Annotated in this window: 15 protein-coding genes; 9 read left to right on the top strand and 6 right to left on the bottom strand. The window is 37.3% G+C overall.

Annotation, left to right across the window (positions count from 1 at the left end; translation table 11 throughout):
- Nucleotides 1-52: 52 nt before the first annotated feature.
- Complete coding sequence (gene tnpA / locus ABE34_RS08160) at nt 53-529, top strand: IS200/IS605 family transposase (protein WP_197141399.1); 477 nt, start codon at nt 53-55, stop codon at nt 527-529.
- Between the two features lie 129 nt (nt 530-658).
- Here the strand turns inward: tnpA and ABE34_RS08165 are convergent, their stop codons facing one another.
- Nucleotides 659-1,282 carry a hypothetical protein gene (locus ABE34_RS08165; RefSeq protein WP_197141646.1) on the bottom strand — a complete coding sequence of 208 codons (624 nt, stop codon included), beginning with the start codon at nt 1,280-1,282 and terminating at the stop codon, nt 659-661.
- Between the two features lie 183 nt (nt 1,283-1,465).
- Here ABE34_RS08165 and ABE34_RS08170 point away from each other — a divergent pair, with 183 nt between their 5' ends.
- Complete coding sequence (locus ABE34_RS08170) at nt 1,466-2,128, top strand: potassium channel family protein (RefSeq protein ID WP_079559812.1); 663 nt, start codon at nt 1,466-1,468, stop codon at nt 2,126-2,128.
- A gap of 5 nt (nt 2,129-2,133) precedes the next feature.
- Complete coding sequence (locus ABE34_RS08175) at nt 2,134-2,613, top strand: hypothetical protein (protein ID WP_197141648.1); 480 nt, start codon at nt 2,134-2,136, stop codon at nt 2,611-2,613.
- Between the two features lie 195 nt (nt 2,614-2,808).
- On the opposite strand, the gene ABE34_RS08180 is transcribed toward ABE34_RS08175, so the two are convergent.
- Complete coding sequence (locus tag ABE34_RS08180; protein ID WP_197141650.1) at nt 2,809-4,071, bottom strand: dicarboxylate/amino acid:cation symporter; 1,263 nt, start codon at nt 4,069-4,071, stop codon at nt 2,809-2,811.
- 415 nt (nt 4,072-4,486) lie between these two features.
- Between ABE34_RS08180 and ABE34_RS08185 the strand changes: the two genes are divergently transcribed.
- From ABE34_RS08185 to ABE34_RS08200, 4 genes are all read left to right on the top strand, one after another.
- Nucleotides 4,487-6,088 carry an ATP-binding protein gene (locus tag ABE34_RS08185; RefSeq protein ID WP_197141652.1) on the top strand — a complete coding sequence of 534 codons (1,602 nt, stop codon included), beginning with the start codon at nt 4,487-4,489 and terminating at the stop codon, nt 6,086-6,088.
- Nucleotides 6,089-6,793: a response regulator gene (locus tag ABE34_RS08190; RefSeq protein WP_197141654.1), complete on the top strand. Its 705-nt coding sequence runs from the start codon at nt 6,089-6,091 to the stop codon at nt 6,791-6,793.
- Nucleotides 6,794-7,333: 540 nt separating this feature from the next.
- Complete coding sequence (locus ABE34_RS08195; RefSeq protein WP_197141656.1) at nt 7,334-8,299, top strand: S66 family peptidase; 966 nt, start codon at nt 7,334-7,336, stop codon at nt 8,297-8,299.
- Between the two features lie 26 nt (nt 8,300-8,325).
- On the top strand, nt 8,326-8,823 hold the full coding sequence (locus ABE34_RS08200) for a GNAT family N-acetyltransferase (protein ID WP_197141657.1): 498 nt from the start codon (nt 8,326-8,328) through the stop codon (nt 8,821-8,823).
- Between the two features lie 39 nt (nt 8,824-8,862).
- Here ABE34_RS08200 and ABE34_RS08205 read toward each other — a convergent pair whose 3' ends face one another.
- Nucleotides 8,863-9,417, bottom strand: a complete 555-nt coding sequence (locus tag ABE34_RS08205) for a GNAT family N-acetyltransferase (RefSeq protein WP_346655543.1) — start codon at nt 9,415-9,417, stop codon at nt 8,863-8,865.
- 372 nt (nt 9,418-9,789) lie between these two features.
- Nucleotides 9,790-12,870: an efflux RND transporter permease subunit gene (locus ABE34_RS08210; RefSeq protein WP_197141661.1), complete on the bottom strand. Its 3,081-nt coding sequence runs from the start codon at nt 12,868-12,870 to the stop codon at nt 9,790-9,792.
- 99 nt (nt 12,871-12,969) lie between these two features.
- On the opposite strand from ABE34_RS08210, the gene ABE34_RS08215 reads away from it, so the two are divergent.
- Nucleotides 12,970-13,803: a TetR/AcrR family transcriptional regulator gene (locus ABE34_RS08215; protein ID WP_197141663.1), complete on the top strand. Its 834-nt coding sequence runs from the start codon at nt 12,970-12,972 to the stop codon at nt 13,801-13,803.
- Between the two features lie 218 nt (nt 13,804-14,021).
- Here the strand turns inward: ABE34_RS08215 and rnjA are convergent, their stop codons facing one another.
- Together rnjA and ABE34_RS08225 are read right to left on the bottom strand one after the other, a co-directional pair.
- On the bottom strand, nt 14,022-15,689 hold the full coding sequence (rnjA, locus tag ABE34_RS08220) for a ribonuclease J1 (protein WP_197141665.1): 1,668 nt from the start codon (nt 15,687-15,689) through the stop codon (nt 14,022-14,024).
- Between the two features lie 5 nt (nt 15,690-15,694).
- The gene (locus ABE34_RS08225; protein WP_079559694.1) at nt 15,695-15,904 is read right to left on the bottom strand and encodes a DNA-dependent RNA polymerase subunit epsilon; all 210 of its coding nucleotides are present in this window, start codon (nt 15,902-15,904) and stop codon (nt 15,695-15,697) included.
- A 447-nt stretch (nt 15,905-16,351) separates the two neighbouring features.
- Between ABE34_RS08225 and ABE34_RS08230 the strand changes: the two genes are divergently transcribed.
- Nucleotides 16,352-17,122, top strand: coding sequence for a Cof-type HAD-IIB family hydrolase (locus ABE34_RS08230; RefSeq protein ID WP_197141667.1), 771 nt, complete (start codon nt 16,352-16,354; stop codon nt 17,120-17,122).
- The last annotated feature ends 57 nt before the right edge of the window (nt 17,123-17,179 follow it).

Below are 17,179 nucleotides of genomic sequence, written 5' to 3' on the forward strand. Positions count from 1 at the left end.
CGTACAATGAATTCAGGTCTGGTCAACCGACTTCGTACGAAAGGGGATCCAAATGGATAATAAAAGTTTAGCACACACAACATGGAATTGTAAGTATCACATCGTCTTTGCGCCAAAATATAGAAGGCAGATAATTTATGGGCAAATCAAAGTAGATGTAGGTAGAATTCTTCGCCAGTTATGTGAAAGAAAAGGCGTAGAAATTATTGAAGCAACAGCATGTCCTGATCATATTCATATGTTGGTAAGTATTCCACCAAAATTAAGTGTTTCATCGTTTGTGGGTTATTTGAAAGGGAAAAGTAGTTTAATGATATTTGATCGACATGCGAACCTGAAATACAAATATGGAAACAGGAAGTTTTGGTGTCGTGGATATTATGTAGATACAGTAGGAAGAAACAGAAAAATCATTCAGGAATATATAAAAAATCAATTACAAGAGGATATTCTTGAGGATCAAATGACCATGAAAGAATTCATTGATCCATTTACAGGAGAAGAAATAAAAGCAAAAAAGCGAAGATAATAAAACCACTTTAGTGGTAGCGTGAAAACGGAGTGCGGTTGGCGGACCTTTCAGTATGTCTTTAGACGTGGGTCAGTACCCCAGCGTTTCACGCGTAGAGCAAACCACCAGTTAGACTGGTGGTTCTGATTATGTAAAAAATACGGGGGAACGTTCATTATCCAACCCGAGCAGTTTTGGTGCAAACCCGATCACTTCCACGGGCAACCCGAGCAGTTTTGGTGCAAACCTGATCACTTCCACGGGCAACCCGAGCAGCTTTGGTGCAAACCTGATCACTTCCACGGGCACCCCGAGTAGATTTGAGGCAACCCCGATCACTTCCATGGGCAACCCGAGCAGATTTGAGACTAACCTGATCACTTCTTCGGGCAACCCGATCAGATTTGAGACTAACCTGATCACTTCTTCGGGCAACCCGAGCAGTTTTGGTGCAAACCTGATCACTTCCACGGGCAACCCGATCAGATTTGAGACTAACCTGATCACTTCCACGGGCAACCCGAGCAGTTTTGGTGCAAACCTGATCACTTCCACGGGCAACCCGAGCAGATTTGAGGGAACCCCGATCACTTCCACGGGCAACCCGAGCAGATTTGAGGGAACCCCGATCACTTCCGCGGGCAACCCGAGCAGATTTGAGGCAACCCCGATCACTTCCGCGGGCAACCCGAGCAGATTTGAGGCAACCCCGATCACTTCCACGGGCAACCCGAGCAGATTTGAGGGAACCCCGATCACTTCCTCAGGCAACCCGATCAGATTTGAGGCAAACCCGATTACTTCCTAACGGCAACAGAACAAAAAAGCAACTAAACAGAACGGTCATGTACAAGGATCGTCTTTTATTGACGAATCGTCTCTTGTTTTGGCGATACATATAGCAGAGAATGCGTTACAATAAGGGTATAGTAGTTTTCGGAGGGATTTATAATGATGAAAAAAGAGTTTGCTGTCATTGGACTTGGACGTTTTGGAGGAAGTATTGTCCGCGAACTAATGAGTCAAGGGGCACAAGTTATGGCGATCGATCATTCCTCAGAGCGGGTGGACGAATTCGCTTCCATTGCCACACAGGCTGTTATCGCAGATTCGACGGATGAATCGGTATTAAATTCATTAGGTATTCGTAATTTTGAGCATGTGATTGTAGCAATTGGTGAAGATATTCAGGCTAGTATTTTGACGACTATTATTTTAAAAGAAATCGGTGTTCAGCAGATTACTGTAAAGGCTCAGAATGATTATCATGAAAAAGTTCTGCGTAAAATTGGTGCAGATTTTGTCGTGCATCCTGAGCGTGATATGGGGATCCGTATTGCTAATAATATGCTGTCTAATACAGTGCTTGATTATCTAGAGCTTTCGGATGAACATTCCATTATGGAGCTTAAGGCCAATGATGCGATTGCAGGCTATTCTATTATGGACTTAGATATTCGTGCAAAGTACGGGATTAATATTGTAGGTCTTAAGCGTGGTGCAGATATTATCGTATCTCCACAGGCGAGTGATAAAATTTTGCTAGGAGATATTATGCTTGTCATTGGGGCTGATGTAGATATTAACCGCTTTGTGAAAAAAGCATTGAATGGGTAATGAACATGAATAAACGAAGATTGAAACTAGTTATATTTGCTGCAATTATTTTGATTGGTGCTTTTACATTGCAGTCTCGCGAAAAAAATGAAAAAGAGGCTATTTCTCACATTTTAGATCATGCAGCAGAAATTGATGCAATCGAGCTATTTAAAGGAGAGCAATCTGTATTTAAAGCAACAGGTCAAGATGCAACAGCCTATATTGAAAACTATCCTCTAAGCCATGTTAAGAAATTAAGCAAAAAAGAACGAGCTATATTTGAAGAAAAACCTCTCTATCATATTGTCTACGAAATAAAAGGAGAGCCTTTATATGAGGTGGATATTTTAAAGGTCGCGATTAGCTCTGAGCTAAATGAGGAATTACAGCAGATGGTTTTTAATGTTGGAGATCAGCAATATTTGATCTATTGGGTAAATGAGAAAAAGGCACTTGAGCAATCAACAAATACGCAACGCTTGTTTGAACAATATGTTAAATAAAAGGGGTAGTGAAACAGCAACACGCTGTCGTCACTACCCTTTTTTAGAAACTATAAACTAACTATGGTTAACCTAGAACATAGTCGGCGTCTAGGCTAAAGCGCTACATCCTCGAGGTCGCTTCGATCCCTCGGGCAAAAGTGGTGGAGCGTTTACTTTTGCTTCGGGCTCTCCAGCGCTTTAGCGCATTTGTTCTTAAGACACAATAGTAGTTTTTCCTTGAAGTGCACGTTCTTGCATCTCTACATCAAACTCTTTTTCAGATTTCGATACGACTACACATGCTACACCGTTACCAATTAAATTTGTTACGGCGCGTGCTTCAGACATGAATCGGTCAACACCAATTAGTAGCGCGATCCCTTCGACTGGAATCATTGGGAAAGCAGCAAGTGTCGCTGCTAATGTAATAAAACCAGAACCTGTTACACCGGCAGCGCCTTTAGATGTAATCATTAAAATACCAAGTAGTGTAATGATTTGAATCCACGTTAAGTCCATTCCGTATGCTTGTGCAATAAATAATGCAGCCATCGAAAGGTAGATGGAAGTTCCATCAAGATTGAAGGAATAACCGGTCGGTACTACTAATCCAACAACTTGCTTAGAGCAACCAAAGTTCTCCAATTTACGCATCATAGATGGTAAGGCAGATTCAGATGATGAAGTACCAATTACTAAGAAAATTTCATCTTTAATATAAGCGATAAATTTAAATATATTAAAGCCGAAGAATTTTGCAATCGAGCCTAAAACAAAGACTACGAATAAGAACATAGTAATATAGACGGCAGCCATTAATAGACCTAAGTTGCTTAAAGATTTCAAACCAAAATTACCAATCGTATAGGCCATTGCACCAAAGGCACCGATTGGAGAAATTTTCATCACCATACTTACGATTTTGAAGAAAATTTCTGCCACTTGTTCAAAAAATGTAATGACCGGTTTTGCAGGTGCACCAATAGAAGCAGCAGCTAAACCGAATAATATTGCAGAGAATAACACAGGAAGTAATTGCCCTGCTGCAAGTGCACCTACAACGTTTTCAGGAATGATGCTAGAGATGAAAGCACCTAAACCTTGCTCACTTTCTGCAGCAGCAGTTGTAAATTTTGAGATATCAGCTTCTGAAGCACCTGATGTATCTAATCCAGTACCTGGGCTTACGATTAGTGCAACAGCAATCCCGATTGCTAAGGCAATGGTAGAGACAATTTCGAAATACAGTAGCGCCTTTCCTCCGATTTTTCCAACCTTTTTCATATCTCCCATACTACCGATTCCGATTACAACTGTTAAGAAGATAATAGGAGCGATTAACATTTTAATTAACTTAATGAATAAGTCTGCTAGGATTTTAAGGCTTGCACCAAACTCAGGGAAGATGGCTCCAACAATAACCCCCAAAATGATCGCAGCTATAACCTGAACAGTCAAATTTTTCAGTAATTTCATTTTATGCTACCTCTTTTCTGAATTTTCTCTTTGATATCGTTTTCACTAGAATTATCATAACGAATCCTTTAGAAAAAAAGAGATTTAGAAAATAAGAAACATATCGTTCATTAAGTACATTCATCCATATTTTCAATGAAACGTAGTGTTTTCAATGGCTCAATCTGTTATGATACTGTGTGGTTAATTTTACTTTGTTATAATACAATAATAATTAGTGATAGAAAATTTTGTTTTATACCAATTTTTCGTAATATTGTTCATTAAGTTCATGACTTTCTCCCATTTATGTCAACTAAAGTGTTGTCAAAAGATTTTTTTGAAGATAATCTTAAAAGCATATCATTTGAAGAAGTGAGATTGACTCATGACTTTTATAGTGCCCAATGCAGATTTGAAAAGGGGAGGAGTTCAAATGATGAAAATGCCTGTAAACGGCAAAATATTGTTAGTAACATTTTTAATCATTGCTTTCTCCTTTTTACTTGGTGGCATTTTTGTACTCGGTAACCTTTTAACGGAGCAAGAAAAGGAGTTTGGTCAGCGTGCTATGCTCGTTGCACGGACTGTATCAAATGTGCCAGAAATCAGTACACATTTGAAAGATGACAATATGAAAGAAGCGGCGAAAAATGTTAATAAAGTTGTAGATGGAATTCGTGTTGTTAATAAAGCAGAGTATATTGTTGTGATGAATAAGGATCGTATTAAACTATCGCACCCAGTCAGTAAAGAAATAGGGAAGCGCAGTGAATCACAGGATTTAAACGCTGCCTTTAGTGAGCATTATTATGTATCGAAGGCGCAAGGGGAAGCCGGTGTAATGATTCGAGCGTTTGTCCCAATCATTGATGAGAAAAAAGAACAAGTAGGCATTGTTATTGTAGGGTATTCACTGCCCACTTTTATAGAAATGCTGCAAAATTATGAGCATGAAATATTTATTACGATTCTAATATCGCTTGTTTTTAGTATTTGGGGGGCTTATACACTTGGCCGACATATTAAAAAGCAAATGTTTGGGCTTGAACCTCATGAGATTGCGAAGATGTATGTGGAACGAACAGAAACATTCAATGCTATGCATGAAGGCATTATAGCGGTCGATAAAGAAATGAATATTACAATTTTTAATGAAAAAGCAGCTGATATATTAGGTGTTACTAGAAAGATAGAGGATTGTATTGGGGAAAATATTTATGATGTTTTGCCTGATACACGATTGCCTGAAATTGTTGAAACAGCAAATCCTGTATACAATCAAGAGCTCTATATTAATCATCATAGTATTTTGAGTAATCGTGTCCCGATTATTGTAAATGGTGAGTTAGTCGGAGCAGTTGCTATGTTTAAAGATTTAACTGCGGTGAAAAAGCTTGCAGAAGAGGTGACGGGGGTTAAAGCTTTTGTTCAAGCACTCCGTGTACAAACACATGAGCATAAAAATAAGCTTCATACGATTGCAGGACTTCTGCAATTGGGACATACAAAGCAAGCGCTTGAATACGTGACAGCTACTACCGAAAATGAAGCCTCTTTAACGAAGTTTTTAAATGAACGCTTTCATAATGAAAATATTTCAGGATTATTGCTAAGTAAAGTTAGCTATGGCAAGGAATTAGGCATACAAGTAGAAATCGATCGAAAAAGTCATTTTAAACGCTTTCCACCATTATTGGATCACCATGATTTTGTTGTCTTATTAGGTAATTTAATTGAAAATGCCTTTGAAGCGCTAAATGTACTTTCAAAAGATGATAAATATGTTGCGATTTCTGTAGATGAGCATGACGGTGTTTTAGCAATTGCTGTTTCTGATAATGGAATTGGAATGTCTGAAGAGGTGCAAGCTCGTATGTTTGAAAATGGATTTTCTACAAAGGCAAACGAGAATCGTGGTATTGGCTTGCATCTAATACATGAAATTGTAAGAAAAGGTAATGGTGAAATTGAAGTAGTGAGTGAATTTATGAAAGGGACAAGTTTCTTAATCTTATTGGAGTTGGGAGAAGAGTAGATGGATGTAATAAACGTGTTATTAATTGAGGACGATCCGATGGTACGAGAAGTGAATAGGCAATTTATAGAGCAAATCAAAGGGTTCTCGTTAATAGGCTACGCTAGTAATGGGATAGAAGGGATTGAGAGGATTAAACAATTAAATCCCGACCTAGTCTTTATGGATATTTTTATGCCCGAGCAGGATGGCATCATTACGCTAGGGAAAATTCGAGAAGAACATCTTCCCATTGATGTTATTGCTGTAACTGCTGCGAATGATATGCCTACTGTGCAGCGAATTTTACATTTAGGCGTCTATGATTATATTATGAAACCTTTTACGTTTGAACGAATTGAACAAACTTTAAAGAATTATCAAACATATAAAAAGAAAATAAGCGGTATGGAAGATCTAACACAGCATGATGTGGATCATCTAATGCAGCAACGTATCCCTGAACAAGTAGCTATTCCACCAATCACTGAGACAATTGTAATAGAAGAACTACCAAAGGGTTTTAACCGGGCGACATTAGGAAAAGTGCTTGCCTATATTCAAGAAAGTAACGAAGCGGTCTCAGCGGAGGAAGTGTCTACATATATTGGAACGGCGCGCGTAACGGCTCGACGTTACTTAGACTTTTTAGAAAAACAAAATTTATTAAAAGTAGATATACAATATGGAAGTGTTGGACGCCCTATCCATCGGTATTATATTTAACGTCTATCAGCGAGTGTCCAAACACCTGCAGAAATAGAGGAACTTAGGCTAAGAACTTCTCATCCTGTGAAGACGCTATCACAAGACGTTATGCTTTTAACCTTCGTTCCTCTATTGCTGATCCTCAAAGTGTTGCCTAGTCGGAAGGCGTTTTAACAATTATCATCCATATTTTAGTTATTAGACATTGATTTTCCATTAACGCTTTGTAATAATAAAGAAAATTTGGTTTTATAATTACCTGAATTTTTCGAAAGAACGAAAAGCGTTATGAATTACTGTTGGCTGATGACCATCCAGATAGTTTGTTACATAAGAAGTTAAATGGATTTCAAGAAAGACAACCAAATGCACATGTTGAGATTTATTGCTAATAGCTATCATTTTTTGTCCCTTACCAATCCTAGTGAGGTAGCTGAGTGGATTAGAAAGGAAATCTTCCATTAATTTATTCAAACTTTTTCAAAGCCATAAACTGCTTAAAGTAATTGCACTATAATTAATAATAAAAATTTGAAACTTATTAGAGGAGGGAGCAGTTTGCGTATTCCGAATAAATTAATAGTAGGTGATGAGATACGTGTTATCGCACCTAGTCGTAGTGCGGCAATCATCACAGCAGAAAGTGCTGAACAAACAAAGAAAATGCTTGAAGATTTAGGCTTTCGTGTATCTTTTGGCCGACATATTTTTGAATGTGATCTACAACATTCATCGTCAATTGAGCATCGAGTTTCAGACATTCATGATGCTTTTCGTGATGAAAATGTAAAGGCTATATTAACAGTTATTGGTGGTTTTAACTGTAATGAAGTATTACCCTATTTGGATTATGACATGATAGCAAATAACCCAAAAATCCTTTGTGGCTTCAGTGATATCACAGCTTTAGCGACAGCTATTACAAAAAAATGTGGATTTGTTACGTATTCGGGCCCCCATTTTTCTAGCTTTAAAATGGAAAAGGCACAAGACTATCAGCTATCCTATTTTCAAAAATGTTTAATAGAAAATAAACCATATACGATTAATGCATCCAGAGTTTGGAGTGATGATGCATGGTATTTAGATCAGCGTAATCGTCATTTTGAAGCAGCTAGCTGGAAGGTGTATTCTGACGGAGAAGCAAGTGGACAATTATATGGTGGGAATTTATGTACGTTAAATTTACTCCAAGGGACAGCGTATATGCCTGAGCTATCGAATAGTATTTTATTTTTAGAGGATGATGAAATAGTTAATCCAGAAATATTTGCCCGCGATTTCACCTCATTATTGCAAGCTACTAGCAATATTAAAGGTATAGCGATAGGGCGTTTTCAAAGAGCTTCTAATATGACAGCGGAGCAGCTGCATTTTATTTTAGATAAGCATCCGAATTTGAAAAGAATTCCAGTTATCTATGATGTGGATTTTGGACATACACAGCCGATCTTTACGTTTCCTATCGGTGGTGAAATTCAAATGAATACGAAAGATTTGACGATATATGTCACTAAATTCTAATAGATAAAGAAGGGAGTACGATCAAGATGTTAGTAAGAGAGGCAATAGGTAAAGATGCTGAACAGGTAATAGCTGTCATAAAAAATGCGGAAGAGTCTAATTTTATGTTATTTAGGCCAGGCGAACGAAAATTAGAGACTGAACAGTTTACTAAATTTATCGAGAATATGAGCAATAACAGCCATTCAGCTTTATTTATAGCAGAAATTGAAAAGACGGTTGTTGGTTATTTAATCGTTCAAGGTAATCATATGCCAACTAGTGTTTCACATCGAGCCTATATAGTCGTAGGCATCCATAGTGAATATAGAGGGCAGAAAATTGGAACTGCATTATTTAGTCAACTCGAAGATTGGGCAAAAGAAAAGGGTATGCATCGCCTGGAACTAACAGTAATGGCAAATAACACGGCAGGCATAGCTTTATATAAAAAAATGGGGTTTGAAATTGAGGGGACTAAAAGACATTCTTTATATGTTGATGGGGAATATATGGATGAATATTACATGTCAAAAATATTGTAACTTTAAGAAAGCCCTACTGGATTCAGTAAGGCTCTTCTTTTAAAAATAATTATCATCCGTAATAGCATACATTTTAATATTTTGGTGAAGTCCTTTAACAAACATACTTTTTCGTAATATACCTTCGAAAAGCATACCCGATTTTTCCATTACTTTTTGGGAACCGATATTGTCCTCAAAACAGCGGGCTTGTATTCGAATCATTTTTAATTCGTTAAATCCGTAGTCTATTAATTTTTTTACTGCTTCGGTCGTAATCCCTTTATTCCAATAATCTTCAGAAATAACGTAGCCAATCTCCGCACATTTATGTTGGTCATTAACAGAAACAAAGTCGATAGTGCCGATTAATTTCTGCTCGTATTCAATGCCCCATAATAGATGATTACCTTGTTTATACCCATTTAAAACTAATTCAACAAACACTTTTGTTTCGTCTAAACTCTTATGAGGATCCCATGTAACATAGCGTGCAACGTTTTCGCTGGACGTATAATTAAACATTGCCTCTAAATCATTTAATGAAATCGGTCTTAATGTTAATCTTGCAGTTTTTAAAGCAGGTGGTGCTTGTATAAAAATATTATCGCTCACGAAACTCCCCCTTAAAAGCATGTTAGTGTATTTAATTATAACAAGATTTGTAAATTCTTGTTGAGCTTTTTATTAGAGATAGATAGGGAATGACATTTTGTTAAAACGTATGTCATGTTGATTATTTTTAATTTTTATAGCTCTTTAGCATAACGTGGGGTTGATTTCCGTTACGGCTGGGCGCTTTCCTGGGGGCGTCCGATGAGCCGCTTCGCTGCGCTGCAGGGTCTCATCTGTGACGCTGATCCCCGAGGAGTCGCCCAGCCTCCACTCCAATCAACATAATGTAGTTTGTATAAAAGCGATAGTGTTTCTTCAAAATATAGAAAAAAGGGCCCCCTTTAAAGGAGAGCCCATTTTTACATGTATTTATTAATTATCTTCAGTGTCTTTTCGGTTTTTCTTTAACATTTTAGATAGCATTTCATACACGATTGGTACAACTACTAATGTTAATAATGTTGAAGATAGTAAACCACCAATTACGGTAATCGCCAGGTCTTTTGAAATTAGACCACTACCACCATTACCAAGTGCCATTGGAATCATCGCACCGATTGTTGCGATGGCAGTCATTAGGATTGGACGTAAACGAGTTGCACCGGCCTCTATAATGGCCTCACGCATAGCAAGTCCGTCACGTTCCATATGAATAATACGGTCTACTAATACGATGGCGTTTGTTACAACGATACCTATTAGCATTAATAGTCCCATCATAACAGAAACAGAAATAGTTTGATTTGTGACGTACAGGCCGACAAATGCACCAATTACTGCGAATGGTAGTGAGAACAGAATAGCGAATGGTGCTAAACCTTCACCGAATGTTACTACTAGGATGAAGTAAACAATCGCGATCGCAGCTAACATTGCGATTCCCAACTGTGTGAATGTTTCTTGCATATCTGCAGCAACACCTGCAACGCCAGTCGTTACACCTTTAGGTAAATCTAATTTATCGATTTCTTTATCAGCAGCTGTAGTTGCTTTTGAAATATCGTCACCGATAATCGTACCAGAAACTGTTGCGAAATATTCACCTTTTGAGCGAGATAATGAGTTTAATGTAGTACCTTCTTCTACTTTTACTAACTCACCGATAGTCATTGTTGTGCCTAAAGCTGTTTGGATTTTAGTTGCCAATACATCATCAAGAGATTGGGTAGTTTCATGTTGTACAATAACATCAATATCTTCACCATTATGTTGAACTTTAGTTAAAACTTCTGGTGCTGTATTTTTATTTAAAGCCATTACAATTTGAGCAGTAGTTAAACCGTATTGTAGAACATTCTTTTGATCTACTTTTAAGGTATTTTCAACAAATGGATCTTCATTATCAGACTTGATTTCTTCTAATCCATCAACTTCTTTTAATGCACCTTCCACTTGTTTCACGGCTTTACGAAGCTTATCTAGATTTTCACTATATAATGTGTAACTTACTTCATTTGAAGATCCCGACGTTGATGAGAAGTTTTGAGATTTCCATTCTCCGGATTGACCGATGTTCGTTATATAGTCTGCTACTTCTTCACGTGCTTCAGGGAAGTTCTCCATATCTGGATCGAAGATGAGGTACATTAAGGCACCACCAGCGCCGCCACCCATCATCATTGCCGAAGGATCAATTTGTTTAGGGTCATTGATAGAAACTTGCAAAATATCTACGTCTTTGCGTTTCATTAATTCTTTTTCTACTTTTGCAACGTTTGCTTCTGTATCTTTCATTAGCTCGCCTGTAGCAGGAGTGTAAGTTAAGTACATAACCTTTTCTTCTTGAGAGCCCATGAAGCTGAAGCCGATAAGTGGTGTTAAAGCAAGAGAACCGACAAGCAGTACGATTGCTAAAACTGATGTAATGATTTTATGATTTAATGCTTTTGTTAGTACACCTTTATACCAAAGAGCTAGTTTACCAACTTCTTTATGTTGACTTTCTTTTTTCTCACCGTAGATTTTTTTGCGGAATAGGAAGTGAGATAAAGCTGGAACGATTGTAACCGCTACTATTAATGAAGCACCTAGCGCAAATGACATTGTTAACGCAAACGGGATGAATAATTCACCAACCATACCGCCTACAAACATTAGTGGGGCGAATACTGCCACAGTTACTAATGTAGAAGAAAGGATTGGTTTGAACATTTCAATTGTCGCTTCACGAATAAGAGCACGACCTGATAATTTTTCATCTTTTAAATGGAGTCGTCGATAAATGTTTTCAACAACTACAATAGAGTCATCGATTACACGACCAATCGCCACGGTAATCGCACCGAGAGTCATAATGTTTAATGTGATATCCATCCAGTTTAATAGTAGTAATGCCATGAACACTGAAACTGGAATAGAAATAATCGAAATAATTGTTGATTTGAAATCACGTAAAAATAGTAAAATAATTAATACAGCAATGGCACCGCCGAATACAGCTTTTTCAATCATTGTGTAGATTGAATCTTCAATCGGTTTACCTTGGTCGAGTGAAATATCCACTTTTAAGCCGTCTAATGATTTTTCTTCGTCTTTCATTAAATCTTTCACTGCATTTACGACTTTTACCGTATTTGCATCTTGAGCTTTAACGATTTGAATCGCAATCGCATCTTTGCCATTTGTACGTGATACAGATTGTACTTTACCTTGGACTTCAATCGTTGCGATATCGCCTAAGCGAACGAATGGAGAAGGATTTGTAGCTGAAGGTGTGACTGGAATCAATAATTCTTTTAACTGATCGATAGATTGTACTTTACTATCTACTGATACTGCCTGTTCGCCAGTAGTGAATTGATATAAACCAAGTGATAGTGACATATCACTTGCTTGAATCATTTGCTTGACAGAATCCTCTGTTAAGCCGAGAGCAGCCATTTTCGCTTGATCATATTTAAATGATACTTCATTAATGTGCTGACCATTGATTGTTGCTGAAGCAACGCCTTCAATTTTTTCGATTTTAGGAAGTAGAATGTCTTCTACTGTTGATGTTAATTCAACAATATCTTCCTTAGAGCTACTAACTGATAAAGCGACAACGGGCATCATATTCATGCTAATTGCTGTTACTATCGGCTTTTGAGCTCCTTCAGGTAATTTGACCGTTTCTAAAGCGGACTCTAATTCGCGTTTTTTCTCATCCATATCAATTCCGTAGTCGTATTCAACTGAAACTTGAGCTACGTTTGAAGAGGAATCTGAGGAAAAAGCCTTTATGCCTTCTAAGCGTTCTATTGATTTTTCAATTGGAATAGAAAGCTCGTTCATAACTTGTTCAGGTGTTGCACCAGGATAAACACCCATTACAATTAAATATGGTATAGAAATATCAGGCATGGATTCCATTTTCATTTTTGTACCTGAATAAATACCAGAGACAGTGATGATAATTGTTAATAACCACACTGCCAACTTGTTTTTCAATACGAAATTAACTAAACCTTTCACCTTTACACCTACCCTTTATTGACTAACTTAATACATTTATTTATACTAATGACTAATTGGTCATTTGTCAATGAATTACATTAGGAGAGAATTAAAAGTATGTTAAAAAAGCAACTTATTATGGAAAAAGCGTTGGAACTATTCTCAGAACAAGGCTTTGAAGCTACATCTGTACAGCAAATTACAGAGCGATGTGGAATTTCGAAAGGTGCATTTTATTTATCTTTCAAAACAAAAGACGAGCTTATAATTTCCATGGTAGAGAACCATCTACAACGGTTTGTTACAGATGTTGACCAAGTAGTCAGAAGTTCGCTTAGTAAAGATATCAAATTAGTCGAGTTTTATAAAAGTATTTTTCAAGCATTTAAAAACCATGCTGCACCTGCCCGTGTGTTTTTTAATGAGAAAGTACTTCTTTCAAAAAAAGAGTTGTTTCAGAAGATTATTGCCTATGATGTCGAAATGTCTAAGTCGATTATCTATATGCTGGAGCAGTTATATCAAGATGAACTCCACGAGACTAAATATGATGTCATGTATTGTATTAAAGGGTTTATGAAAAGTTATTCAGAACTTTTTATTTTTTCCGATATACCACTCGATTTAGATCAATTGGCTAGATCTCTAGCTGAAAAGACGGAAATAATTGCAAAGCATACGACGATTCCGTTTATAACCGAAGAGCTTATTCAATTAACAGCGGAACCTTGTAATGAAAAAGTTTCACAGGAATCTTTACTAGAATTAATTGAACAACATCTAGATGGCTTAGAAGAGTCTATAGAACGCGAGTCTTTTGAGTTATTAAAAGTTCAAGTCGAAAATACAACCTATAGTAAACCGATTTTAAAAGGTTTGATTGAAAATATACGCTTGCATCCAGACCATAGATGGGTTGCTTATGCAATAGCTAAATACTTTAATATTTAGGCATGGAACAGGATTGCTCACTCTCAAGGGTGAACAATCCTATTTTATTGACATTAAAGAATGGTCGTACGAAAAATTGAAGTGTTAGTGGTGTTTATGTAATAGTCTAGGGAGTAAAATTGAGTTGTTATTACTATATACGAAACAAATAACGAAGAGGTTTCATAAAAATGGAATTAAAAAAACTACGCAAATTTGCGTAGTTTTTTGTAATGAGGTTAAACCTCCATAATAATTGGTAAAATCATAGGTCGACGTTTTGTTTTTTCAAATAAATATGGTCCTAATACGTCTGTAATTTCATTTTTTAGCTCAGTCCATTGAGGAGTTTTGCCTTGAATTGTTTCGTTCAGGTGACGATTTAGCATTTTTTGTGCTTCATTAATCATCGTACCTGACTCGCGCATGTAAACAAAGCCTCGTGAAATAATGTCTGGGCCAGAAACGATTTTTTGATTTTCCATATCCACACTTACAACAACGATTACTAAACCTTCTTCTGAAAGAATGCGTCGATCACGTAAGACGATATTGCCGATATCTCCAATACCATTGCCATCAATATAAACGTCTCCTGAAGGGATACGACCTGCTACATGTGCTTCGTTGGCACTTAATGCTAGCACGTCACCATTCTCCATAACGAATGTATTTTCAAGTGGAACATCACAATCTTCTGCTAGATGAGTATGCATTTTCAACATACGGAATTCACCGTGAATCGGCATAAAGAATTTAGGTTTCATTAAGCGTAGCATTAGTTTTTGTTCTTCCTGAGAACCGTGACCAGACGTATGGATATTATTGAGTGCACCATGAATTACTTCTGCACCTGCACGGAAAAGTAAGTTGATAATTTTGTTTACACTTACTGTGTTTCCTGGTACTGGCGAAGAAGAGAAGATAACTGTGTCACCAGGCTGAATTTGAATTTGACGATGTGTACCATTTGCAATACGAGAAAGGGCCGCCATCGGTTCACCTTGAGAGCCTGTACATAATATCATTACTTCATTGGCAGGAAGACGATTAATGCTTTGGGCATCAATAAATGTATCCTTTGGTGCATTAATATAGCCTAGTTCACGACCGATTGTAATGGCATTATCCATCGAACGTCCGAAGACAGCAATTTTTCTTCCGTATTTTATAGCAGCATCTGTTGCTTGTTGTAAACGGTGAATGTTGGATGCAAAAGTTGCGAAAATGATACGACTATCAACCTTACGGAAAATTTCATCGATACTTTTTCCAACTGTACGCTCTGACATTGTGAAGTTCGGCTTTTCTGCGTTTGTACTATCTGAAAGTAAGCATAGTACTCCGTCACGTCCGATTTCAGCCATTTTTGTTAAGTTGGCTGGCTCGCCTACAGGTGTAAAGTCAAATTTAAAGTCACCTGTATGCACGATGTTACCGGGTGGTGTTTTTACAACAACCCCGTAAGCATCTGGAATACTATGTGTTGTTCTAAAGAAGCTGACAGATGTTTTTCTGAACTTAATAACATCTTCTTCTTTAATTTCGATTAGCTTTGTTGTACGTAGCAAGCCATGCTCATCTAACTTATTGCGTAATAAGCCAAGTGCAAGCTTACCACCGTAGACAGGGACATTTACTTGACGTAATAAGTAGGGAATACCACCAATATGGTCTTCATGTCCATGGGTAATGAATAATCCTTTGATCTTGTCGACGTTGCGTACTAAATACGTATAGTCCGGAATAACATAGTCAATACCGAGTAAGTCGTCTTCTGGGAATTTAATGCCGGCATCAATTAAAATGATTTCATCTTGAAATTGAACGCCGTAAGTGTTTTTGCCGATTTCGCCCAGTCCGCCGAGCGCGAAAACAGCTGCTTGGTCATTTTTAACAAACTTCATGTTTGTTAAATTTCTTCCAAGACGAAGTTCGGACTTGCTTGTTCGTAAGCTAAATAGTTACCTTCAAGCAATTGAATGAACTCGATGTTGTAGTTTCGGTCTTTTAGCTTTTCACGTACTTCGCGGTCTGAAGCAGCTTCAAGGTATAGACTTTTAGTATTTTCGCGAACTGGAATTTCATTTGCTTTTTCTTGATAATAAACTTTGTAAATCATAGTTTGCTCTCCTTTTATTGCGTACAATTTTTTGCAGCTTTGACTAATACCACGCACGTACTACAAGAAAAACAACGAATTTCTAGTATGCTAATGGCGAAATTAGGCGTTTGAAGTTCTTGTATCTCAGTGCTTTAATCCAGACGTAATTACAACAAGTTGCAATTGAATAAAGCAATGAGACAGTGGTTGCACATAGCCAAATAAATGCATTTCCTTTATATTATCACGCAGTTACTCTAAAATAAAGAAAAGCCCTCCAAATAATGAAGGGCAAATGTTAGGCAATTGATTTTTTTCCGAGTACGCCGCGAAGTTGCTTCAACAATTTACGTTTGAGTTTCTTCAGCATGGCACATCACTCCTTAGGATCATTATAATGAAAAATCATACCTCTGTAAAGTTGTTGGCCTTTGCAGAATAATACATAATGAAGGGGACTATAAGATGAAGAAAATATTATTTTTTGATGTAGATGGTACGCTTTATAATAGTGAGAAAATATTACCTGCTTCTGCGAAAGAAGCGCTTTTTGAGGCTCGTCGAAATGGCTATGAGCTAGCGATTGCGACTGGCCGGGCGCCTTTTATGATTCAAACTTTACTAGAAGAGTTGGATATTAATACGTATGTGACATTTAATGGGCAATATGTTGTTTATCGTGGTGAGGTTGTCTATACAAATGGTGTTGAGAAAGACGAGCTAGCCAAAATCATTGCCTTTGGTGAAGCACGGAACGAACCTGTAGTATTTTTAGATGACAAGCAAATGATCGCATCTGTTGAAAATAACGATATGGTGGCAGAAAGCTTAAATACTTTAAAATACCAGTATCCAAATTTAGACTCAACTTATTATATGCAGAACGATGTATATCAAACACTTATTTTTATGGAAGAAAAAGATGAACATTTATATCGTGAAGCATTTCCTAACGTGCAGTTTGTACGCTGGCATCGCTACTCTTGTGATATTTTACCAAAGGGAGGCTCGAAGGCTGCTGGTATTGAAAAGGTTCTTGAGAAAATGGGGCTGACACTAAATGATGCCATTGCTTTTGGAGATGGTATGAATGATATAGAAATGCTACAGGCTGTTGGGACAGGTGTGGCGATGGGGAATGGGCATGAGAGAGTAAAGGCTGTTGCTACCCACGTTGCAGAGCATGTAGATAAGGATGGCCTTGCTAAAATCATGCGCCAATTAAATATCATCTAAAGCAATTAAAGAGAAGCAACTAGTTGAAGGTATTAACTACAACTAGTTGCTTTTGTG

This window comes from Lysinibacillus sphaericus (assembly GCF_015844675.1).
GTDB classification, from domain to species: Bacteria; Bacillota; Bacilli; order Bacillales_A; family Planococcaceae; genus Lysinibacillus; species Lysinibacillus sphaericus_E.